Here is a 20,792-nt window from a genome sequence, read left to right on the forward strand (position 1 = left end):
ACCCTGTCGGGAAGTTCGGAGCCGCGCTGTGACCCGGATCACATTCCCCTCTCACGGTCCGGTCTCGCTCCCGCGGCTCCGTCGTCCGGTGCGGGGAGCCGGTCCGCGAGAACCTCGGCGAGGTGGCGGGAGGGGTGGCCGGAGAGCTGGTGGAGCTGGGTGCGGCAGGAGTAGCCGTCGGCCAGCAGCACGGTATCCGGGTCGGCGGCCAGGGCGGTGCGGACGGCGGGCAGCAACTGCTCCTCGGCGCAGGCCGTGGAGACCTCGTAGTGGCCGCGTTCGAAGCCGAAGTTGCCGGCCAGGCCGCAGCAGCCGGTGGCCAGGGTGCCGGTCAGACCGGCCCGTTCGCGCAGCCGGCGGTCTGCCGCGTCGCCGAGCACGGCCTGCTGGTGGCAGTGGGTCTGGCCGGCCACCGGGCGGCCGATGTGCGGGGGCCGCCAGTGCGGCGCGTGGTGTTCCAGGGTTTCGGCGAAGGTGCGGGTGGCGGCGGCCAGGCGGGCGGCGCGCGGGTCGCCGGGCAGCAGCTCGGGCAGATCGGTGCGGAGCGCCGCGGCGCACGGCGGCTCCAGCACGGTGACGGTGGCGCCGGCGTCCAGCGCGGGCTCCAGCCGGTCCAGGGTGCGGCGCAGCACGGTGCGGGCGCGGTCGAGCTGGCCGGTGGTGACATAGGTCAGGCCGCAGCAGACCGGCCCGGCGGAGCGGCGGGAGCGGCCGGAGCGGCCGGGCAGGGCGGCGGGGACGCCGGCGGCGGCGAGGACGCGCAGCGCCGCCAGGCCGGCCTCCGGGGAGAGGTGGCTGGTGAAGGTGTCGGGAAAGAGCAGGACCTCGGGGGCGGGGGGCGGGGCGGGCAGGGCCGGGTGGCGGGTGAGCGGCACGGGGGCCAGGGGCGGGAGGGGGCGCTGCGGGGCGATGCCGGCCAGCAGCCGGGCGGTGGCGGCGAGGGGACGCGCCCGGGCCAGGGCGTTGGCCGGGCGGGCCAGCCGGAGGGCGGCGGCCAGCCGCAGCCATGCGGGCAGCCGGCCCAGGGCGTAGTGGGAGCGGGGGCGGAGCCGGCCCGCGTAGTGATGGTGCAGGAACTCCGCCTTGTAGGTGGCCATGTCGACGTGCACCGGGCAGTCGCCGCGGCAGCCCTTGCAGGACAGGCACAGGTCCAGGGCGTCGCGGACCTCGGCCGAGCGCCAGCCGTCGGTGAGCACCTCACCGGCGAGCATTTCGTGCAGCAGCCGGGCCCGGCCCCGGGTGGAGTGCCGTTCCTCGCCGGTGACCCGGTAGGAGGGGCACATCACGCCGGCGCCCGGCTCGGGGTCGCGGCACTTGGCCACCCCGACGCAGCGCCGCACGGCGGCGGCGAAGTCCCCGCCGTCGTCCGGATAGGAGAAGGCAACCGGCAGCGGGCGGGAGGGCAGCGGGGCGAACCGCAGATGGGAGTCGAGCGGGGCCGGGCGGGCCAGCACGCCGGGGTTGAGGCCGCCGTCGGGGTCCCACAGGTCCTTGAAGGCGTGGAAGAGGCCGACCAGGTCCGCCCCGTACATCCGGGGCAGGAGTTCGGCGCGGGCCATGCCGTCGCCGTGCTCGCCGGAGAGCGAGCCGCCGTGGGCGGTGACCAGATCGGCCAGTTCGCCGGAGAAGGCCCGGAAGCGGGCGATGCCGTCCGGGGTGAGCAGGTCGAAGTCGATCCGGACGTGCACACAGCCCTCGCCGAAGTGGCCGTAGGGGACGCCGGTCAGGCCGTGGGTGCGCAGCAGGCGGCGGAAGTCGCGGAGGTAGCCGCCGAGGCGGGCGGGCGGGACCGCGCAGTCCTCCCAGCCGGGCCATGCCTCGCTGCCGTCCGCCGCCCGGGTGGCGGTGCCGGCCGCGTCCTCCCTGATCCGCCACAGGGCGCGCTGCCCGGCCGGGTCGGTGACCACGCTGTGGCCGGTGAGCGCCGAGCCGGTGCCGCCGGCCGCCCGGCAGAGCTCACCGGCCCGGGCGGCGGCCTCGGCGGGGGTGTCGCCGCCGGTCTCCGCGAACAGCCAGGCGTCGCCCCGCGGCAGCCGGCCGGCGCCGGGGCCGCCGCCCAGCAGGTCGCGGGCCATGCCCTCCAGGGTCAGCGGGGAATGCGCCAGCAGCGCCGGGACGGCGTCCGCGGCGGCGCTGTCGTCGGGGAAGCCGAGCACCGCAAGGGCGCGGGCGGCCGGCACCGGGACCAGCCGCACGGTGGCCTCGGTGAGCACGCCCAGGGTGCCCTCGCTGCCGGTCAGGGCGCGTGCCCAGTCCCGGCCGTGCTCGGGCAGCAGCCGGTCCAGGGCGTAGCCGGAGATGCGGCGCGGCAGCCCGCTCATCCGGGTGCGCAGCAGGGCCAGATGGGCGTCGGTCAGGTGCTCCCCGGCGCGGCGCAGCGGCTCCGGCAGCCCGGCGCCGCCCGGCTCGGCCCGCGCCCGCTCGCCCCGGTAGGTCAGCACCTCCAGGGCGAGCACATTGTCGGCGGTGGTGCCCCAGGCCACCGAGTGGGCGCCGCAGGAGTTGTTGCCGATCATGCCGCCGAGGGTGCAGCGGGCGTGGGTGGAGGGGTCGGGGCCGAAAGTCAGGCCGTGCGCGCCGGCCGCCCGGCGCAGCTCGTCGCAGAGCACCCCGGGCTGGACCACGGCGGTGCGGGCCCGCGGGTCCAGGGAGACGATGCGCCGCATGTGGCGGGTGAAGTCCAGTACCACGCCGGTGCCGGTGGCCTGCCCGGCGATGCTGGTGCCGCCGCCGCGGGCGGTCACCGGGACGTCGCGGGCCCGGCACACGGCGAGCGCCGCGGCCACGTCCTCGTCGTCCCGGGGGGCCACCACTCCGGCCGGAACCCGCCGGTAGTTGGAGGCGTCCATGGTCATCAGCGCCCGGTCGCCGGGGCCGAAGGAGACCTCGCCGCGGACCGCCGCGCGCAGTTCCCGGGCCAGCGCGCGGTCCTCGGCGGGGTGCTGTCGGTCTGCCGTCTCCGCTGCCTTCTCCATGGGTACAGCCTGCACCCTTGCGGCCGGTCCGGGCGGGGAGCGGCCCGCCGGGCGGACGGCCGGAAGCCGCGGCCGGAAGCCGGTCGCGAGGAGGTGAACAGCCGTCACTTACTGCCCACCACGGATCAATTCCGGCCAGATGCGGACCCATTGCGACCGGCAACTCACCTATAGTGTTCCGGAATTGCCCATGGTCCGCGACAAGGTGCCGCGCACCGTGCGCGATTCCGGCACCACCCGGCAGACCCGCATCAGATCCGCATCAGACCAGCCATCAGACCCGCATCAGACCCGCCATCCCGTCATACCGTCCGCCTCGTCCACGAGGACTGTCCACGAGGACCGATTGATGACAGCGCACACCGCCCCGGCGCGCCCCTGGACGGAGCGTCCTCCCCTCCGCAGGCCCTTGCTGGCCCTGCTTGTGTCCGTCACCGTGACCGGTGCCGCCGGTCTGTGGGCGGTCTGGGCCGCCCCCGAGTCCTTCCGGCAGCCCATGGCCTACGGAGCCGGTGCCACCGCCCTGGTGCTCTGCCTGGTGCTCACCATGGCGGTGCACCAGCGGGAGAAGGTGCGGCGCTACCGCCGCCGCACCGCGTATCTCGCGGACCAGTCCCGGAAGCTGGCCGAGGAGGTGGTGCCGGATCTGCTCGCCCGGCTGCGCGGCGGCGCCTCCGCCGACAGCGCGCTGGCCGCCACCCCGCCGCTGGAGAACGAGTCCTACCAGCGGGTGGTCGAGCAGCTGGCCCGGGCCATCGGGCAGAGCGAGAGCCGCCGCGCCGCGGCGCTGGCGGCCAGCGCCAACGCCGCCGGCCGGATGCAGGCGCTGGCCACCAGCATGCTGGCCGACCTGCGGGACATGGAGCACCGGCACTCGGACGAGGAGGTGCTCGCCGATCTGCTGCATCTGGACCACCGCACCGCGCAGGCCGGCCGGCTGGCCGACTCCATCGCCGTGCTGACCGGCGCCCGCTCCGGACGCCGCTGGGCCAAGCCGATCGTGATGGAGTCCATCCTGCGCGGCGCCATGGGCCGGATCGCCGGATACCAGCGGGTGCGGCTGCACTCCACCACCGGCATCGCGGTGGCCGGGCACGCCGCCGAGGGTGTGATGCACGGGCTGGCCGAACTCCTGGACAACGCCTGCAACTTCTCCCCGCCCACCGCCGAGGTGCATGTCTATGTGGAGGAGGTGCCGGCCGGGGCGATCATCACGGTCGAGGACAGCGGCCTGGTGATGAGCGATGTGGCGCTGCGCCGCGCCGAGAAGGCGGTGTCGCCGGAGGCCGCCGCCGATCTGGCCGGCCTGTCCGGCACCCGGCTGGGCCTGGCGGTGGTCGGGCGGCTGGCCCGCAAGCACGGCCTGACCGTCTCCTTCCGGCCCTCGGCACGCGGCGGCACCGGCGCGCTGATGATGATCCCGCAGGACCTGATCTCCCGGCCGCAGGACCGGGAGGACCCGCCCGCCCGGGCGGCCACCGCCGGCGCCACCGGCACCGGCGGCTTCTCCGCCACGTCCGCCACGCACGCCACGCCCGCGCCGGCCCCGTCCCGGCGCGGCCGGCGCACCGCCGCGGCCGGCGGCGAGGCCCCGTGGACGGACGGCACCGACGGCGAAGGCGCCTGGCCGGCCGAGTCCTGGCCCGCCGCGGCCACCGGCAGGGGACGCGGCGGCGCCGAGCCGGCCGCCACCCCGGACCACGCCCCGGCCGCGCCCGCCGCCGGGCCCGCCCCCACCCGGGCCTCGGCGGACGCCGGGGCCGGGGCCGGCTCCGGGCCCGACGACCCCGACACCCTGGGCATTCCCCGGTACAGCCCCGGCGGACTGCCCAAGCGGCGCCGCGGCCAGACCCTGGCCGCCGCCCACTCCGCGGGGCAGAGCGGCTCCCCCACACCGGCACCGTCGCCGGCCCGCACGCTCTCCCCCGCGGAATCAGCGGCCCGCTTCGGCGCCTTCCGCCGGGCCGTTCAGGGACAGGACCGCGGACAGGACGGTTCCGGCTCCCGTCCCGCACCTGACCGATCCGCTTCCTCTTCCCCATCCCACCCGGAGGATGACGCATGACCGCACCGACCACGGGGGCAACGCAGCACACGCCGGCGGCAGTGGCGGCGACCAGGCTGACCTGGCTGCTGGACGGGCTGCTGGACCGCACGCCCGGAGCCAGACACGCGCTGGTGCTCTCCCGGGACGGGCTCAAGCTGTGCCACACCCCGGAGCTCAGCGAGGACCAGGCCGACCAGCTCGCCGCCATCTCGGCCGGCATCCAGAGCCTGTCGCACGGCGCCTCGGTCGAATTCGGCGACGGCACCGGCGGCGTCCGCCAGTCCATGACGGAGTTCTACGGCGGCATCCTGTTCATCGTGGAGGCGGGCGAAGGGGCCCACCTCGCGGTGGTCGCCGCCGAGGACTCCGACCCGGGGCTGATCGGCCACAACATGAACGAACTCGTCGAGCAGCTCGGCGAACACCTCAGTGCCCCGCCCAGGGGCCCGGCCGAGGAGGGCGGAGGCGCGTGATCCGGCCGGGCAGGGACGACGATCCGGACCGGCTCTACACCGTCACCGGTGGCCGCAGCCGGGCCGCGTCGAAGGACTTCGATCTGGTGACCCTCGTGGTCAGTGAGTGCGATCCGGTGCCGGGCATGCAGTCCGAGCACGCCGCCATCCTGCGGATGTGCCGCTACCCCACCGCCGTCGTCGAGATCGCCGCCGAGCTCGGGCTGCCCGTCTCCATCGTCAAGATCCTGCTGTCCGACCTGCTGGACAGCGGCCGGATCACCGCCCGTCATCCGCAGACCACGGGGGCCGCCGCCCGGGGCCGTCCCGGGCAGCCCGTGGCCGCGCAACTACCCGACCCCACCATCCTGGAGCAGGTGCTCGTTGGACTCCGCAACCTCTGACACCAGCCGCAGCAGCAGCGGTTCCCGCGCCCCACTGAGCAGCACCGCCGACAACGGGCTGAAGATCGTCATCGTCGGCGGCTTCGGCGTGGGCAAGACCACCATGGTCCGTTCGGTCAGCGACATCCGGCCGCTGAACACCGAGGAGACGATGACCCAGGCGGGCCGGGGCGTCGACGACCTCACCGGAGTGACCGGGAAGTCGGCCACCACGGTCGCCTTCGACTTCGGGCGGATCACGCTCAACGAGCGCACCGTGCTGTATCTCTTCGGCGCGCCCGGCCAGGAACGGTTCTGGTTCCTGTGGGACCGCCTGTTCAGCGGCACCCTCGGCGCCGTGGTGCTGGTCGACACCCGGCGGCTGGCCGATTCCTGGTACGCCATCGACCGGCTGGAACACCACGGCACCCCGTTCATCGTGGCCCGCAACGACTTCGGCGGCCCCCGCTACGCCCCCGAGGAGATCCGGGACGCGCTGGATCTGGACGAGGAGGTGCCGCTGATCGAATGCGACGCCCGGTCCCGGGAGTCCAGCAAGCAGGTGCTGATCGCCCTGGTCGAGCACCTTCAGCAGCTCGCCGCCGCGGCCTCGGCCGGCACTCCGGTGCCCGTGGCCGCCGCCGCCCTGCCGCACGGAGTGCACGGAGAGACCTCATGAGCACCCAGCCCCGCACCGACCCGCCCGGCCCCGGCGTCGCGGGCGCCCCGGCCCCGTCCGGCGGCCCGCTGCCGCCGCCGTCCTGCCCGGCGCACGCCGTCCCGCTCAGCGGGCCGCGTTTCCACACCGAGCCGATCCTGCTCTACCGGGAGATGCGCCGCGACCACGGCCCGGTGGTGCCGGTGGAGCTGCCCGGCGGCTTCCCCGCCTGGCTGGTCATCGGCTACCGGGAGCTGCACCAGGTCACCAACGACCCCAAGCTCTTTCCCCGCGACGTCGGCCTGTGGAACCAGTGGCCCAAGGTGCCGGCGGACTGGCCGCTACGGCCCATGGTCGGCCAGCGCATGCCGTCGATCTACTTCACCGCCGGGGCCGAGCATCTGCGCCATCTGGCCATGGTGGAGCCCGCCCTGGAGGCCGTGGACCCGTTCGAGCTGCGCCGCCACGCGGAGGAGTTCGCGGACCGGCTGATCGACCGGTTCTGCGCCCGGGGCACCGCGGAACTGGTCGCCGACTACGCCATGCTGCTGCCGGTGCTGGTGCTGGCCCGGATCATCGGCTTCCCGGACGAGGAGGGCCCGGAGATCGCCCGCGGCCTGAACGCCCTGGCGGACGGCGGCCCGGACGCCATCGAGGCCCAGATGCGGGTCACCGGCAACATGCAGCGGCTGCTCGCGGCCAAGCGGGAGCGGCCGGGCGCGGACGTCACCTCCCGGATGCTCGCCCATCCCGAGCCGTTCAGCGACGAGGAATACGTTCTCGACCTGATGGCGATCACCGCGGCCGGCCACCTGCCGACCGCCGACTGGATCGGCAACTCCGTCCGGCTGATGCTCACCGACGACCGCTTCGCGGCCTCGCTGGGCGGCGGCCGGCACAGCGTGGGCGAGGCCATGAACCAGGTGCTCTGGGAGGACACCCCGACCCAGATCCTGGCCGGCCGCTGGGCCGCCCGGGACACCCAGCTCGGCGGCTGCCACATCCAGGCCGGCGACATGCTGCTGCTGGGCCTGGGCGCGGCCAACGGTGATCCGGAGATCCGGCAGGCGGCCGGGTTCGACGCCCTGGGCGGCCCCGGCTCCGGCGGCCGGAGCTTCCACGACGGCAACAGCGCGCACTTCTCCTTCAGCTACGGCGAGTACCGCTGCCCGTTCCCCGCGCAGGAGATCGCCGAGGTGATCGCCAGGACCGGCATCGAGGTGCTGCTCGACCGGCTGCCCGACATCGACCTCGCCGTGCCCGCCCAGACGCTGGTCCGCCGGCCCTCCGCGTTTCTGCGCGGCATGTCGGTCCTGCCGGTCCAGTTCACGCCCGCTCCCACCGCAGGAGGCTACTGACGATGAACTGTCCCTACACCGGCAGGCCGGGGTCCGGATCCGTGTCCGGCTCCGGCGACGGGGCGGAGCCCGCCGGAGCCGGCACCGCGCCCTATGTCTGCGCCGAGCCGTTCGTCATCGACCCGATGGTGACGGATCTGAACGGCGAAACGGTTCGGCTGCGGGATGCCGGGACCTTCGTCCGGATCGATCTGCTGGGCGCACAGGCCTGGACGGTCACCCGGCACGCCGAGGCCCGGCAGCTGCTGACCGACCCCCGGCTGGTGAAGGACATCTCCGCCTGGACGCTGTGGCGCAACGGCACGGTGACCCGGCAGTGGCCGCTGATCGGCATGATCGACGCGGGCCGCTCCATGTTCACCGTGGACGGGGCGGAGCACCGGCGGCTGCGCGCCAAGACCGCGCAGGCCATCACCGCCCGCCGGGTGGAGGAGCTGCGCCCGGCGATCGAGCGGATCACCGCCGGGCTGCTGGACGAGCTGGACGCCGCCTCGGCCGCGGCCGGCGGCGAGCCGGTGGACCTGAAGTCCGTCTTCGCGCTGCCGCTGCCGATGTCGGTGGTGTGCGAGCTGATGGGCGTGGACCGGGCCGACCAGCCCCAGCTGCACCGCTGGTACAAGGCGTTCTTCTCCATGCTCACCCCGCAGGAGACGCGGCTGCGGGTGATCGAGGAGCTGGACGTCTTCTTCACCCGGCTGGTCCGGGAGAAGACCGCCCACCCCACCGACGACCTGACCAGCGCGCTGATCCTGGCCGAGGAGGGCGGCGACCCCCTCACCGAGGAGGAGGTCACCGGCAACCTCAAGGCCATGGTGGCGGCCGGCCACGAGACCACCATCGGGCTGATCCTCAACGCGGTGCGTGCCCTGCTCACCCACCCCGAGCAGCTCCGCAAGGTGCTGGACGGCGAGATCCCGTGGGAGACGGTGGTCGAGGAGACGCTGCGCTTCGACACCCCGACCACGCATCTGCTGATGCGCTTCGCCACCGAGGACATCGAGATCGGCGACTTCACCCTGCCCAGGGGCGAGGGTCTGGTGATCTCCTACCGGGCCATCGGCCACGACCTGGGGCACCACGGGCCGGATGCCGACGAGTTCGACATCACCCGGCCCACCCCGATCCGGCACATGACCTTCGGGCACGGCCCGCACATCTGCCCGGGTGCCGCGCTGTCCCGGCTGGAGGCACGGATCGCGCTGCCCGCGCTGTTCGCGCGTTTCCCGGAGCTGCGGCTCGCGGTGCCGTCCGAGGAGATCCGCAACGCGCCGGTGCTGACCCAGAACGATCTCCAGGCCTTCCCGGTCCATCTGCGTGCCCCCTCTCCGGCGGCGCCGAACGGGTGACGCGCCCGCCGGGGGGGCTCCGCGAGCGGGGCCCCCCGGACCCTTTCGCACCGGCTCCCACCAGTGGTGTCGCCCGTCTCGCCTGCTGTGCGGACCGTCTCAGGGGCCGGACAGCGGCGGGCCCGGGCGGGGTCCTGGGTCTACCCTCACCGCGTGGCCGATATCCAGATTCCCGCTGACATCAAGCCCGCCGACGGCCGGTTCGGCTCGGGTCCCTCCAAGGTGCGGACCGAGGCGCTGAGCGCCCTGGCCGGGACCGGCACCTCGCTGCTCGGCACCTCGCACCGGCAGGCGCCGGTGAAGAACCTCGTCGGCCGGGTCCGCGAGGGCCTGTCCGCGCTGTTCTCGCTGCCCGAGGGCTACGAGGTGGTCCTCGGCAACGGCGGCACCACCGCGTTCTGGGACATCGCGACCCATGGGCTGATCGAGCGCCGGTCGCAGCATCTGACGTTCGGTGAGTTCTCCGCCAAGTTCGCCAAGGCCGCCGAGCTGGCCCCCTGGCTGGAGGAGCCCACCGTGATCGCCGGTGAGCCCGGCACCGTGCCGCAGCCGCGGGCCGAGGCGGGCGCGGACGCCTACGCCCTCACCCACAACGAGACCTCCACCGGCGCCGCGGCCACCCTGAAGCGGGTGGCGAGCGCGGACCCCGGCGCCCTGGTCCTGGTCGACGCCACCTCGGGCGCGGGCGGCCTGCCCGTCGACATCGCCGAGACCGATGTCTACTACTTCGCGCCGCAGAAGTCCTTCGCCGCCGACGGCGGTCTGTGGATCGCGCTGTTCTCCCCGGCGGCGCTGGAGCGGGCCGCCGCGGTGCACGCCTCCGGCCGCCATGTGCCGGAGTTCTTCTCGCTGCCGACGGCGATCGACAACTCCCGCAAGAACCAGACCTACAACACTCCGGCCCTGGCCACGCTGTTCCTGCTGGAGAACCAGATCGACTGGATCAACTCGCGGGGCGGGCTCGACTGGGCGGTCCGCCGCACCGCCGACTCCTCCTCCCGGCTGTACTCCTGGGCGGAGAAGTCGGAGTACGCCACGCCGTTCGTCACCGACCCGGTGCACCGTTCGCAGGTCGTGGGCACCATCGACTTCGCCGACTCCGTGGACGCGGCGGCCGTCGCCAAGGTGCTGCGGGCCAATGGCATCGTGGACACCGAGCCCTACCGCAAGCTGGGCCGGAACCAGCTCCGGGTGGCCATGTTCCCGGCCGTCGAGCCGGCCGATGTGGAGGCGCTGACCGTCTGCGTCGACTACATCATCGAGCGGCTCTGAGCCACGGCGCATTCCGCGCATTCCGCGCGTGCCGCGGCGGGCCGGTTCCCGTACCGGGGTCCGGCCCGCCGCTTTTCGTTCTCACCGCATCCGGACGCCCGGCCCGCGGTCAGACCGGTCAGACCGGTCAGACATAGGGGTTGTAGACCCTGCCGTAGGAAGATCCGTGGTTCTCGCCGCCGCCGTCGCTGCGGTAGGACACATACTGGGAGCCGTGGAAGGTGTCGCCCTGGATCACCACGCGCACATAGACCACGTCATAGCTGTGGGTGAACTCGCCGCTGATGGTTCCCTGGGCGTTCCACTCGGTGACCGCAAGGCTGCCGTTGGCGTAGATCAGCACATCGGGCGGGGTGTAGCTGGACTGCCGGTCCACGGTCAGCGAATAGCGGAACTTCTTCTTCCCGCTGTCGAACTGCACCCAGCCGGAGGCCTTGCCCAGGTTCTGGTTGTAGTGCCAGTCGCCGTCCACCACCTGCACCGTCACCGGGAGCTGGGCGCCATAGGCGGCCTGGGCGGGGGCGGCGTGCAGCAGACCGGCGGCGAGGACCGCCAGCGCGGCGACCAGACTCCGCGCCACATTGCGGCTGAATAACCTTCCGAGCATTCGGTCTCACTCCTCTTTCTTCGTGTTTTGCTTCCGTGTTTTTCCTTCGGGTTTTTGCTTCGGGTTGTGCTTCGTGCTGTGGTGCTCTCTCACCCTGCGGGACCGCTGGGGAGAGTAGTGACGCCCCTGTGTGCCTGCAAGACACAGGCACCGGGAAATCTCCGCGTACCCATCGGTATTCGCGCCGAATCGGCAGAAGTCGCGCACCGGCAGACTTCCCGCGCCGTACCGGTCAGCGAATGCGATAGGAGGGCAGTCCGCGCCGCCGGATCAGCCATTCGGCGACAAACATGTTCGGCACCCAGCACAGAAACGGAACGGCGTGGTAGGCGTTGTCGAACAGAACGTCCGGGTCCACATCCTCGGCGGTGAACGGCACCTGGACCCCGGTCAGCACGCCCACCCAGAGCCGCAGCGTGACCGCCGCGAAGGTGAAGGCGAAGTTCCGCATCATCCAGGCCTGATGGCCCGCCGGATCGCCGCCGCGCACCGCACGGTAGGCCCGGACGGCGGTGACCGCCCAGAGCACCGCCAGCATGCCGAAGCCGAAGAAGCCGACCATGCCCGCGGAGTTCCAGGGCGCCAGGGCCAGCCCGCTGCCCGCGCCGGTCAGCACCGCGACCAGATAGATCCGCCCGGTGACCCGGTGCACCCGCGGGCTGCGGCGGCGCAGCGCGCGCAGAAACTGCCAGGGCCCGAGCAGCAGCGCCAGCGAGGCGCTGACCACATGCGTGTAGAAGACCGCCTGCACGGCCCCGGGCCGGTCCGCGTACGTCTCGGCCAGCCCCTGCTCGTCCTCGGCCAGGGACTCCAGGCCGGCCTGGGCGTAGAGGGAGAGCGAGAAGGCGGCGATCGCCAGCGAGGTGAGCACGACCGCGGTCCAGCCGGCCCGGGCGCGGCGCCCGGGCGGCCGTCCGCCGGCCCGCCGGGCGGCCCGGTCCCCGGCCGCCGGGGGCCGGGGCGGTGGCAGGTTCTGGCCGGTGAGCTGGGATGGCGCGGGCACGGTGTTCCTCCGGGGCGAATGTTATGCTCTCTTACAATGTGAGAGCATTCAACATAGCGTCCGATGTTAGCGTGGTCAACATGCCATCCGCCGCCCGGAGCCGGGACACCTACCACCACGGTGCTCTCCGCCAGACGCTGCTGGAGGGTGCCCGCGAACTGCTGGCCGAGAAGGGCGAGGAGGGCTTCAGCCTCAGCGAACTCGCCCGCCGGGCGGGCGTCAGCACGGCCGCCCCCTACCGCCATTTCGAGGACCGGCAGGCCCTGCTCAACGCCGTGGCCGACACCGGATACGAGGAACTGCGCGCCGCCCTGCTGGCGGACGCCGGGGCCGCCGGGGATCCGGCCGACGCCCTGATCCGGATGGGCATCTCCTATGTGCGGTTCGCCGTGGACCATCCGGCGCTCTTCGGGCTGATGTTCCGCGCCCGCCCCGGCGCCCAGTCACCGCTCGGCCCGCCGTCCTTCCAGCCGCTGGTGGAGGCGGTCGCCGCCGCCCAGCGGGACGGCACCCTGCCGTCCGGCGAGCCGCCGCACCTGGCGGCGCGCGCCGTCTGGGCCACCGTCCACGGGGTGGCCACCCTGCGGCTCAGCGGCGGTTTCGACAAGCTCGGCCTGGGCGACACGGTGGAGAACCTGGTCCGCGGCACCCTGGCCCTGGCGCTGCACGGCCGCCCCGGCGGCCCCTGAGCCGCGCGGTCAGCCGCGCTGCTTCGCCGGGCGCCCCAGCCCGAACAGGGACCCGGCGGCCTGCGCCACATCGGCGGCGGCCCGCACCGAGATCTCCGCGGGGACGTTCATCCGGCGCAGCGCGCCCGCGAACACGTCCTCCAGCATGGCCAGCCGCCAGCTCAGTTCGTTGAAACCCTCCGCCCGGGGCCGCTGGGAGAGAGCGGTGAGCAGCTCCTGCGCGCTGCCGCGCAGCGTCCCCAGCACCTGCCACTCGTTGGGCTCGCGCGGCGGCTCCACGCCCGGCGCCGAGGGCGAGGGCGCGCCGAGGCCGTGCGGCACCCGGACCGGCAGCTCGGCGTACCAGCTCAGCAGCGCGCCGCTGAGGTCGGCCTGGAGGCCGTCGAGCATGGTGAGCAGCATGGCCGCGCCCATGGCCGGGGTGGCCGGATCGGGCGGCAGCATGTCCTCCTGCCGGGAGGTGCCGTCCGGGCCGTCGGCGGAGTCCGAATCCAGATAGGCGCGGATGACGACCGGCACCGCACTGGCGCGTGTCCGGGGGCGGCCGGGCGCGAGCACCGCCCGGACGGGATCGATGCCTCTGGCGGCCTCCCCGGCCGCCGTCTGGCATGCGTGGTCAGTGGTCACGGCGCGTTCACCACTTTCTGCGACGGACGGCTGCCTCCGGCCGCTCCGCGTCTTTCCTGGGCTGAGGTCCGTACCGTACCCCTGTTACGGGGTGTTGGAGGAGGTGTGTGCGCAGAGCAATGGAACAGCCGGGACATCCACACCGGTAAGCATCACCGCACGTAATGCTGTCTGGATTCTGTCTGGCCTTCACGGAGCATGAGGCTCCCGGGCACCGGGCGGGGCGGTGGAGGCGATGGTGTGGGCGGCATAGCCGAGCTGGGCGTCGGTGAGATCGGCGCGGGCGGTGAGCCGCAGCCGGGACACCCCGTCCGGCACCGACGGCGGACGGAAGCAGCCCACCGACAGCCCCGCGGTACGGCAGGCCGCGGCCCAGGCCACCGCCGCCCGCGGAGAGGGCGCCGGCACCGAGACCACCGCGGCGTCCGGCCGGGTGGCCCGCAGCCCGGCGGCGGTGAGCCGCTCCCACAGCGCCTCGGCCACCTCGCGCACCCGCGCGGCCCGCAGCGGCTCGCCGTGCAGCAGGGTCAGCGCCTCCAGCGCCGCGCCGGCCGCCGCCGGGGCCAGGCCGGTGTCGAAGATGAAGGTGCGGGCGGTACTGACCAGATGCTCGATCACCCGGGCCGGGCCCAGCACCGCGCCGCCCTGGCTGCCCAGCGACTTGGAGAGCGTCACCGTGACCACCACATCCGGCGCCCCGGCCAGCCCGGCGGCATGCGGCGCGCCGCGCCCGCCCGCCCCCAGCACGCCGAAGCCGTGCGCGTCGTCGACCAGCAGGGCGGCGCCATGGGTGCGGCAGACCGCGGCCAGCCGGTCCAGCGGCGCGGCGTCGCCGTCCACCGAGAAGACCGAGTCGGTCACCACCAGGGCGCGGGCCGGGTGACCGATCAGGGCCTTGCGCACCGCGCCCGGATCGGCGTGCGCCACGATCTCCACCTCGGAGCGGGACAGCCGGCAGCCGTCGATCAGCGAGGCATGGTTGCCGGCGTCGGAGACGATCAGCGTCTCCCGGCCGCCCAGCGCGGTGAGCGCGGCGAGATTGGCGGCATAGCCGGAGGAGAAGACCAGGGCGGCCTCGGCCCCGCAGAACGCGGCGAGCGCCGTCTCCAGTTCGGTGTGCAGCTCGGTGGAGCCGGTGACCAGGCGCGATCCCGTGGCGCCGGCGCCCCAGCGGCGGGCGGCCTCGGCGGCGGCCGAGGTGACCCGGGGGTGGCGGGCCAGGCCCAGATAGTCGTTCCCGGCCAGATCGAGCAGCGCCTCGTCGGACGCCCGGGGACGCAGCGCCCGGGTCAGCCCGGCCCGGTCGCGCCGGGCGCGCTGCTCGTCGATCCAGCCGAAGGGGTCGATGCGGAGCTGTTTCATGGGCCGGGCCGCTCGCCTCTCCTGCGTCAAGGACTGCCGGCCGTGGGGAGACAGCCCAAGGGTGTGGGGGACGTGAGGCACGATCCCATGCCGCCGCGCAGGCGTCACGGGCGGGGTGCGCGACCCCGCGCACCCCGCCCGTGACGGCCGCCCGCCCGGCGTCAGGCCGATCCGGCGGCGCACCAGGCGCGGCTCGCGCGCCACATCGTGGCCGCCGACCCGGGCCCGGCCGCCGTCCAGCCGGGTGAGGGTGGCCAGGATGCGGACCGAGGTGGTCTTGCCCGCTCCGTTGGGGCCCAGCAGGCCGTAGACCTTGCCGCGCGGCACGGCGAGATCCAGGCCGTCCAGCGCGCGCTTGCCGCCGCCCTTGCCGCCGTAGGTCTTCACCAGCCCTTCGGCGAACACCGAGTAGTCGCGCGGGCCGTCGGCGCCGCGACCGTCATCCGGGGGCACGTTCTCCTCCTCATCTTCTGGGTACGCTGTACTCAGATTTGCGTACGGTGTACCCAGAAGTCAAGCGTACGGCGTACGCACCTGATTCGGGCAAACGGGCGGCGGATAGGATGAAGCTCCGATGACCACGGCACACAGCGGAAGCGGCGATCCCCGCCGCAGCATGGAACTGCTCTGGCGGGACACCGCCGACCGGCCGGCCCGCGGGCCGCGCCCCGCGCTCTGCCTGCGGCGGATCGTGGCGGCGGCCGTGGAACTCGCCGACCGCGAAGGGCTGGAGGCCCTGTCCATGCGCCGGGTCGCCGCCGAACTGGGCGTCGGCACCATGTCGCTGTACCGCTATCTGCCGGGCAAGGGCGAACTGCTGGACCTGATGCTGGACCAGGTGGTCGGCCCGCCGGAAGCGCCGCCGCCCCCGGAATCCGCGGCGGGCGACGCCCGGACCGGTCCCCGCTGGCGGCACGACATGGCGGCGCTGGCCCGCTCCATGTGGCGGCTGTACCTCGCGCATCCCTGGCTGATCCACGTCAACCAGTCCCGGCCGGTGCTCGGCCCCAACTCACTCGCGGGTTTCGAGCACGCCCTGGCGTCGCTGGACGGCCTCGGTCTCTCCGGCAAGGAGAAGGTCAAGATCATCATGGCCATCGAGCACTATGTCACCGGCACCGCCCGGACCTTTATCCAGCAGCGGCAGGTCGCCGAGCAGTCCGGGGTCAGCGACGACGAGTTCTGGGCCTCCCAGGGCCCGATCCTCGCCGAGGTGCTCGCCGGCGGGAAGTTCCCGGAGGTCGCGAAGCTGCCCGCGGACTCCTTCGCCATCGACGGCGAGGAGGCGCTGGAGTTCGGGCTCGGGCCGCTGCTGGACGGCCTGGCCGTGGTCGTCGCGCACCGGGCCCGGCACCCGGCACCGCCGGCGGACCGGGCCGACCAGGACTGCTGCCGGCCGGGCTGAGCCCGCCGGGCTGCGCCGCCCGCCCCTCCGCAGCCCGCCCTCGCCGCCGCCGTCAGGCGCGGCGCGTGCCGCGGCCCCGGCGGAAGGCCCGGCGCAGCGCGAACACCAGCACCGCCACCGCCACCGCGGCCACCGCCAGCCGGCCGGAGCCGGTCCCGTCCCCGCCGTTCTCCCCGTCCCCGTCCCCGGCCCCCTGCTGCGGACCGGAGCCGTCGCCGTCCTCCGGCCGCCCGTCCCCGGTCGCGGCCCCCTCGCCCCCGGACGGTTCCTCCCGGGCGCTGTCCGGCATCCGCTCGCCGCGCAGCTCGACGCTCTGCACCTGTGAGAACTCCCCCTCGGTGCCGAAGACCAGATAACGGCCGTCCGGGGTGAAGGTCACCGATTCGCCCTGCGGCTGGATCGGCACATTGACCAGCCCGACCGGCTCGGGAACGGAGCCGTCCCGCCAGCGGAGCATCTCGGAGCCGAAGTAGCCGCGCAGCAGCAGCCGGGAGCCGTCCGGGGAGAAGGCCCCGTCGGTGACCCACAGGTCGGTGTCCCAGTACCGCTCGAAGACATTGACGCCGCCGGCGGTGAGCTGCTCCGGACCGGCGTAGAGGGCGCCCGAGCCGTCGTCCTTCTTGCTGGCGATATAGACCCGGCCGGTGCCGGGGTGCACCATCAGCGCCTCGGCGTCCCGCGGGCCGTCGTCGTACCGCACGGGCAGGATCTCCGGGGTGACGGTGGTGTCGGCCAGTGTCCCCGGCTCGGGGAACCGGTAGATCCACACGGTGTCCCAGCCGCCGTCGAAGTTGTCGCCGATGTCCCCCACATAGAGGCTGCCGTCCGGGCCCAGATGGATCGCCTCCACATCGCGGAACTCCACGCCCTGAAGGGTCACGGTGGCCACCGTCTGCCCGGTGGCGCCGTCCACCGCGAAGATCTCCGGGGCATAGCCGCTGTCGTTGTGCGTCCAGTAGACGCCCGGGTGGCGGTGGCTGGCCTGGAGCCCGCTGGACTCCAGAATCCGCTCGTCCTGCATGGTGAACTCGACGGCCTCCCCGGCCTCCGCGGCGGCGGACGGCAGCGCTGCCAGGGCCGTGAGGGCCGCGAGAACGGTGCCGGGAACAAGGGCGGCGGCAGCGGCACGCGGCACGCTCCAGGACAGACGCATGCGCCAAGACTGCCATCCCGGCGCCGGACCCGGCGGGCCGCGCTTGCCTTGAGCGGACTCCAAGCGGCTAGCGTGCGCCCATGGAGCAGATGCAGTACACACAGCTCGGGCGTACCGGCCTGAAGGTCAGCCGGCTGGTGCTGGGCACAATGAACTTCGGCCCGCACACCGGGGAAACCGACAGCCACGTCATCATGGACGCCGCGCTCGACGCGGGCATCAACTTCTTCGACACGGCAAATGTCTATGGCTGGGGGCCGGACAAGGGCCGCACCGAGGAGATCATCGGAAGCTGGTTCGCCCAGGGCGGCGGGCGCCGGGACAAGGTGGTGCTGGCCACCAAGTGCTACGGCAGCATGCAGACGGACGACGGGCCGGTCTGGCCCAACAACGACAAGCTCTCCGCGGTGAACATCCGCCGCGCGGTGGAGGCCAGCCTGAAGCGGCTGGGCACCGACTACATCGACGTCTACCAGTTCCACCACGTGGACCGGGCCACCCCGTGGGAGGAGATCTGGCAGGCGATCGACGTCCTGGTCAAGCAGGGCAAGATCCTCTACGCGGCCTCCTCCAACCACGCCGGCTGGCACATCGCGCAGGCCAATGAGACGGCGGCGCGGCTGGGCATGCTGGGCCTGGTGAGCGAGCAGTGCCTGTACAACCTGACCGAGCGGCGGGCCGAGATGGAGGTCATCCCGGCGGCCCGCGCCTACGGGCTGGGCGTCATCCCGTGGTCCCCGCTGGGCGGCGGCCTGCTGGGCGGCGCGCTGCGCAAGGCCGCGTCGGGCGGCGGCACCCGCTCGCTTGCCGCGCTGGAGCGGACGAAGATCAGCCGCGAGCAGATCGAGCGCTACGAGAAGCTGTGCGACAAGCGGGATCTGGAGCCGGGCGAGGTGGCGCTGGCCTGGCTGCTGGCCCAGCCGGGCGTCACGGGCCCGATCGTGGGCCCGCGCGACCTGGCACAGCTGGAATCGGCGGTCCGGGCGGTCGGCCTGGAGCTGGGCGAGGAACTGCTGGCCGAACTGGACGAGATTTTCCCCGGCCCGGGCCCCTCCCCCGAGGCCTTCGCCTGGTAACGGCCCTTCCGGCCTGCACGGGTGACGCGCCGCCCTTCCGGCGGCACGTCACCCGGCCGCGGGCACGGCTTCAGCGGCCGAGGGCGCCCACCACGAAGACCACCGCGAACATCAGCAGCAGCGCGGCGCTCACGATCCGCATCCTGGTCTTGGCATCCACGCCCTCAACCGTAACCGCTCCGCCCCCGGCCCCCACGCCCGCGGGCGGCCCCCGGTCAGCGGTCGGGCGCCGCGGGCGGCGGGGACGGCGGCGGCTGGAGCGGCCACGCGGAACGCACCGTGTAGCGGGGGCGGGCGCCCGGGGTGCCCGGCTCGGGGGGTTCGCTGCGCATCAGCACCAGTTCCCCGGCACACCAGGCGGCCGAACGGAAGCCGTCCAGCGCGGCCGCCCAGGCCCGCGGTCCGGCCGCGCCGTCCGGCTCCGGCCGGGCGGTGAGTGGCCGGGCGGTGAGTGGCCGGGCGCCCCGGGCCAGCGTGAGGTGCGGGTGGTAGCGGCGGGTTTCCCGGTGCGGCGCGCCCGCCTTGCGGCCGGCCGCCCGGGCGGCGGTGGCCAGCCGGGCGAGCGCGGTCCGGTCGCCGCCCACCCCGGCCCACAGCACCCGGTCGCCGAACCGGCCGCCGCCGGCCAGCCACAGCTCGAAGGCCGCGCGGCGGGCCGCCGCCCGGCCCAGCCGCTCCTCCAGGCCGCCCACCGCGGCCAGGGGCATCTCGCCGTAGAAGGCGAGCGTCAGATGCCAGTCCTGGCGGCCGGTCCACCGGAAGTCCTCCGTGCCGGGCAGCCGGCGCAGTGCGCGCACGGCCTCGGCGAGTTCCTCCACGACCTCCGTCGGCGGCAGCAGCGCGGCGAAAACTCTCACGCCCCCAGTCTGGCCCACCCCGCCGCGCACCCCGCCGCGCAGGCCGCCGGACAGGCCGCTACGCGTTGGCGCGCTGGCCGGGAGCCGGGGCCACCCGACCGGTGGCGCGGGGCACGAACGCCAGGTGGCGGTGGCCCGGCCGCAGATCGATCTTCAGCCGCAGGCCGCCGATCCGGGCCAGGATCAGCGCCACCCCCACGGTCGCCCCGGCGCACAGCAGGCCGCCGGTCAGCAGCCCGATCCGGGGCCCGTGGTGGTCGGTGACCCAGCCCAGCAGCGGCGCGCCGATCGGCGTGCTGCCCAGGAAGACCATCATGTACAGGCTCATCACCCGGCCGCGCATGGCCGGTCCGCTGGCCATCTGGAGGCTGGTGTTGGCGCTGATCATGAAGGTCATGCCGACCAGTCCCAGCGGCACCATCAGGGCGGCGAACAGCCAGAAGACCGGGGCTCCGGCCGCACCCACCAGCAGCAGGCCGAACGCCCCGGCGCAGGCCGCGGTGAACCGCATCCGCCGGCTGCCGCGCTTGGCCGCCAGCAGCGCGCCGGTCAGCGAGCCCACCGCCATCAGCGTGTTGAGCAGGCCGTATGTCCCGGCACCGGAGTGGAAGACCCGGTCGGTGAAGGCGACCAGCCAGATCGGGAAGTTGAAGCCGAAGGTGCCGACGAACCCGACCAGCACGATCGGCCACAGCAGTTCCGGTCTGGCCCGCACATGGGCCAGACCCTCCCGCAGCTGGCCCTTGCCGCGCGGCGCCCGTTCGGTCGGGATCAGTTCGCCGGTGCGCATCAGCAGCAGCCCGATGACCGGTGCCAGGAAGGACAGCCCGTTGTAGAGGAACGCCCAGCCGCTGCCCACCGCGGTGATCAGCACTCCGGCCACGGCCGGGCCGATGATCCGGGCGGACTGGAAGCTGGCCGAGTTGAGCGAGACGGCATTGGGCAGCAGCGCCGGCCCGACCAGTTCGGAGACGAAGGTCTGCCGGGCCGGGTTGTCCGCCACCGTGGCCAGGCCGAGGGCGAAGGCCAGCGCGTACACGTGGTAGACGTGCACCTGGCCGGTGAAGGTGAGGGCGGCCAGGGTGAGGCCGATCAGACCCATCGCGGACTGGGTGCACAGCAGCAGCTTGCGCTTGTCCAGCCGGTCGGCGAGCACCCCGCCGTAGAGACCGAAGAGCAGCATGGGCAGGAACTGGAGGGCCACCGTGGCGCCGACCGCGGTGGCCGAGCCGGTGAGGGTGTGCACCAGCCAGTCCTGGGCGATGCGCTGCATCCAGGTGCCTATGTTGGACACCGTGGAGCCGACGAAGTGGATGCGGTAGTTGCGGATTCTGAGCGAGCTGAAGGTCGAGGTCGCGGAGAGGCGGGGGGCGGCGGGGTCTGCGGGCTGGTCGGGTGCGGACGCTGCTCCGGGTCCCGGACTCAAGAAGAACACTCCCTTGCACGGTGCGGTGTGGTGTGGTGCGGTGTGGCGGGGCGGGGTGGGGTGGGGTGGGGGCGGTGCCCGGCGTGGGCCGGCGTG

The 20,792-nt window shown here is 73.9% G+C and carries 18 protein-coding genes and 1 pseudogene; 10 read left to right on the top strand and 9 right to left on the bottom strand.

Annotated features, from left to right (window positions below; genetic code table 11):
- Positions 1-38: 38 nt before the first annotated feature.
- Positions 39-2,975 carry an FAD-binding and (Fe-S)-binding domain-containing protein gene (locus tag BM242_RS06185; protein ID WP_093837634.1) on the bottom strand — a complete coding sequence of 979 codons (2,937 nt, stop codon included), beginning with the start codon at positions 2,973-2,975 and terminating at the stop codon, positions 39-41.
- A gap of 349 nt (positions 2,976-3,324) precedes the next feature.
- Between BM242_RS06185 and BM242_RS06190 the strand changes: the two genes are divergently transcribed.
- The 7 genes from BM242_RS06190 (at position 3,325) to serC (ending at position 10,491) form a co-directional block, all read left to right on the top strand.
- Positions 3,325-5,040 carry a sensor histidine kinase gene (locus BM242_RS06190; protein ID WP_093837635.1) on the top strand — a complete coding sequence of 572 codons (1,716 nt, stop codon included), beginning with the start codon at positions 3,325-3,327 and terminating at the stop codon, positions 5,038-5,040.
- Positions 5,037-5,495: a roadblock/LC7 domain-containing protein gene (locus BM242_RS29800; RefSeq protein WP_217652378.1), complete on the top strand. Its 459-nt coding sequence runs from the start codon at positions 5,037-5,039 to the stop codon at positions 5,493-5,495. The genes BM242_RS06190 and BM242_RS29800 overlap by 4 nt, the downstream gene beginning before the upstream one ends.
- Entirely contained in the window at positions 5,492-5,878 is a 387-nt protein-coding gene (locus BM242_RS29805; protein ID WP_217652380.1) for a DUF742 domain-containing protein, read from the top strand. Before BM242_RS29800 ends, BM242_RS29805 begins: the two co-directional genes overlap by 4 nt.
- The gene (locus BM242_RS06200) at positions 5,859-6,536 is read left to right on the top strand and encodes a GTP-binding protein (RefSeq protein WP_093837636.1); all 678 of its coding nucleotides are present in this window, start codon (positions 5,859-5,861) and stop codon (positions 6,534-6,536) included. Before BM242_RS29805 ends, BM242_RS06200 begins: the two co-directional genes overlap by 20 nt.
- Before the next feature lie 152 nt (positions 6,537-6,688).
- Positions 6,689-7,873, top strand: a complete 1,185-nt coding sequence (locus BM242_RS06205; protein WP_245833882.1) for a cytochrome P450 — start codon at positions 6,689-6,691, stop codon at positions 7,871-7,873.
- A gap of 2 nt (positions 7,874-7,875) precedes the next feature.
- Complete coding sequence (locus BM242_RS06210; RefSeq protein ID WP_093837637.1) at positions 7,876-9,219, top strand: cytochrome P450 family protein; 1,344 nt, start codon at positions 7,876-7,878, stop codon at positions 9,217-9,219.
- 153 nt (positions 9,220-9,372) lie between these two features.
- Entirely contained in the window at positions 9,373-10,491 is a 1,119-nt protein-coding gene (gene serC / locus BM242_RS06215) for a phosphoserine transaminase (protein ID WP_093837638.1), read from the top strand.
- Between the two features lie 127 nt (positions 10,492-10,618).
- On the opposite strand, the gene BM242_RS06220 is transcribed toward serC, so the two are convergent.
- Together BM242_RS06220 and BM242_RS06225 are read right to left on the bottom strand one after the other, a co-directional pair.
- Positions 10,619-11,098 carry a hypothetical protein gene (locus BM242_RS06220; protein WP_139238277.1) on the bottom strand — a complete coding sequence of 160 codons (480 nt, stop codon included), beginning with the start codon at positions 11,096-11,098 and terminating at the stop codon, positions 10,619-10,621.
- A 232-nt stretch (positions 11,099-11,330) separates the two neighbouring features.
- Positions 11,331-12,101: a DUF2306 domain-containing protein gene (locus tag BM242_RS06225; protein WP_217652381.1), complete on the bottom strand. Its 771-nt coding sequence runs from the start codon at positions 12,099-12,101 to the stop codon at positions 11,331-11,333.
- 80 nt (positions 12,102-12,181) lie between these two features.
- Here BM242_RS06225 and BM242_RS06230 point away from each other — a divergent pair, with 80 nt between their 5' ends.
- Positions 12,182-12,790, top strand: a complete 609-nt coding sequence (locus tag BM242_RS06230) for a TetR/AcrR family transcriptional regulator (RefSeq protein WP_093837846.1) — start codon at positions 12,182-12,184, stop codon at positions 12,788-12,790.
- Between the two features lie 9 nt (positions 12,791-12,799).
- Here BM242_RS06230 and BM242_RS06235 read toward each other — a convergent pair whose 3' ends face one another.
- From BM242_RS06235 to BM242_RS29240, 3 genes and pseudogenes are all read right to left on the bottom strand, one after another.
- Positions 12,800-13,417, bottom strand: coding sequence for a hypothetical protein (locus BM242_RS06235; RefSeq protein WP_093837640.1), 618 nt, complete (start codon positions 13,415-13,417; stop codon positions 12,800-12,802).
- Between the two features lie 189 nt (positions 13,418-13,606).
- A complete protein-coding gene (locus BM242_RS06240) occupies positions 13,607-14,779 on the bottom strand; it encodes an 8-amino-7-oxononanoate synthase (RefSeq protein WP_175541301.1) in 1,173 nt (390 codons plus the stop codon).
- 168 nt (positions 14,780-14,947) lie between these two features.
- Positions 14,948-15,232 (bottom strand): annotated as a pseudogene (locus tag BM242_RS29240) (ATP-binding cassette domain-containing protein); the annotation flags it as partial.
- A 121-nt stretch (positions 15,233-15,353) separates the two neighbouring features.
- Here BM242_RS29240 and BM242_RS06245 point away from each other — a divergent pair.
- Positions 15,354-16,184 carry a TetR/AcrR family transcriptional regulator gene (locus BM242_RS06245; protein ID WP_093837642.1) on the top strand — a complete coding sequence of 277 codons (831 nt, stop codon included), beginning with the start codon at positions 15,354-15,356 and terminating at the stop codon, positions 16,182-16,184.
- A gap of 52 nt (positions 16,185-16,236) precedes the next feature.
- On the opposite strand, the gene BM242_RS06250 is transcribed toward BM242_RS06245, so the two are convergent.
- Entirely contained in the window at positions 16,237-17,337 is a 1,101-nt protein-coding gene (locus BM242_RS06250) for a hypothetical protein (RefSeq protein WP_093837643.1), read from the bottom strand.
- Between the two features lie 89 nt (positions 17,338-17,426).
- On the opposite strand from BM242_RS06250, the gene BM242_RS06255 reads away from it, so the two are divergent.
- Positions 17,427-18,413 (top strand): aldo/keto reductase, encoded by a 987-nt coding sequence (locus tag BM242_RS06255; RefSeq protein WP_093837847.1) that lies wholly within the window; start codon positions 17,427-17,429, stop codon positions 18,411-18,413.
- Positions 18,414-18,628: 215 nt separating this feature from the next.
- Here the strand turns inward: BM242_RS06255 and thpR are convergent, their stop codons facing one another.
- Both thpR and BM242_RS06265 read right to left on the bottom strand, forming a co-directional pair.
- Positions 18,629-19,270, bottom strand: coding sequence for an RNA 2',3'-cyclic phosphodiesterase (gene thpR / locus BM242_RS06260; RefSeq protein ID WP_093837644.1), 642 nt, complete (start codon positions 19,268-19,270; stop codon positions 18,629-18,631).
- Positions 19,271-19,328: 58 nt separating this feature from the next.
- Positions 19,329-20,696, bottom strand: coding sequence for an MFS transporter (locus BM242_RS06265; RefSeq protein WP_093837645.1), 1,368 nt, complete (start codon positions 20,694-20,696; stop codon positions 19,329-19,331).
- Positions 20,697-20,792: the final 96 nt, after the last annotated feature.

Source organism: Streptomyces aidingensis, assembly GCF_900112355.1.
GTDB classification, from domain to species: domain Bacteria; phylum Actinomycetota; class Actinomycetes; order Streptomycetales; family Streptomycetaceae; genus Streptomyces; species Streptomyces aidingensis.

Coding starts and splice junctions, on each gene's coding strand:
- BM242_RS06185 (WP_093837634.1), bottom strand. CDS start 2,975: ATGGAGAAGGCAGCGGAGACGGCAGACCGACAGCACCCCGCCGAGGAC.
- BM242_RS06190 (WP_093837635.1), top strand. CDS start 3,325: ATGACAGCGCACACCGCCCCGGCGCGCCCCTGGACGGAGCGTCCTCCC.
- BM242_RS29800 (WP_217652378.1), top strand. CDS start 5,037: ATGACCGCACCGACCACGGGGGCAACGCAGCACACGCCGGCGGCAGTG.
- BM242_RS06205 (WP_245833882.1), top strand. CDS start 6,689: ATGCGCCGCGACCACGGCCCGGTGGTGCCGGTGGAGCTGCCCGGCGGC.
- BM242_RS06210 (WP_093837637.1), top strand. CDS start 7,876: ATGAACTGTCCCTACACCGGCAGGCCGGGGTCCGGATCCGTGTCCGGC.
- BM242_RS06220 (WP_139238277.1), bottom strand. CDS start 11,098: ATGCTCGGAAGGTTATTCAGCCGCAATGTGGCGCGGAGTCTGGTCGCC.
- BM242_RS06230 (WP_093837846.1), top strand. CDS start 12,182: ATGCCATCCGCCGCCCGGAGCCGGGACACCTACCACCACGGTGCTCTC.
- BM242_RS06240 (WP_175541301.1), bottom strand. CDS start 14,779: ATGAAACAGCTCCGCATCGACCCCTTCGGCTGGATCGACGAGCAGCGC.
- BM242_RS06245 (WP_093837642.1), top strand. CDS start 15,354: ATGACCACGGCACACAGCGGAAGCGGCGATCCCCGCCGCAGCATGGAA.
- BM242_RS06250 (WP_093837643.1), bottom strand. CDS start 17,337: ATGCGTCTGTCCTGGAGCGTGCCGCGTGCCGCTGCCGCCGCCCTTGTT.
- BM242_RS06255 (WP_093837847.1), top strand. CDS start 17,427: ATGCAGTACACACAGCTCGGGCGTACCGGCCTGAAGGTCAGCCGGCTG.